Source organism: Mesorhizobium sp. M1143, assembly GCF_040318435.1.
GTDB lineage: Bacteria > Pseudomonadota > Alphaproteobacteria > Rhizobiales > Rhizobiaceae > Mesorhizobium.
Genome location: NZ_JAMYMJ010000203.1, coordinates 1 through 612, shown reverse-complemented (window position 1 = coordinate 612; position 612 = coordinate 1). Strand labels below are relative to the sequence as shown.

The following is a 612-nucleotide window of genomic DNA, read 5'->3' as shown; positions in this document are numbered from 1 at the left end:
ATTACTCTTTGATGGTGACGACGATGCCGGCACCGACGGTGCGGCCGCCTTCACGGATGGCGAAGCGCAGCTTCTCTTCCATGGCGATCGGCACGATCAGCTCGACATCGACCGTGATGTTGTCGCCGGGCATAACCATTTCCGTGCCTTCCGGCAGCGACACGATGCCGGTCACGTCGGTCGTGCGGAAGTAGAACTGCGGACGGTAGTTGGTGAAGAACGGCGTGTGACGGCCACCTTCGTCCTTGGTCAGGATGTAGGCTTCGGCCACGAACTTCTTGTGCGGCTTCACCGTACCGGGCTTGGCCAGAACCTGGCCGCGCTCGACGCCTTCACGATCAACGCCGCGCAGCAGCGCGCCGATGTTGTCGCCGGCCTGGCCCTGATCGAGCAGCTTGCGGAACATCTCGACGCCCGTGCAGGTCGTCTTGGTCGTCGGACGGATGCCGATGATTTCCAGTTCCTCGCCGACCTTGACGATGCCGCGCTCGACGCGGCCGGTCACGACCGTGCCACGGCCCGAGATCGAGAACACGTCTTCGATCGGCATCAGGAACGGCTTGTCCAGCGGACGAACCGGCGTCGGGATATAGGCATCGACCGCAGCCATCA

General features: G+C 63.2%; 1 protein-coding gene. It reads right to left on the bottom strand.

All coding sequences use genetic code 11. The features are described from left to right. Position 1: 1 nt before the first annotated feature. On the bottom strand, positions 2–612 hold a 611-nt coding region (locus tag NKH35_RS31955; RefSeq protein WP_023743048.1), incomplete at its 5' end, for an EF-Tu C-terminal domain-related protein.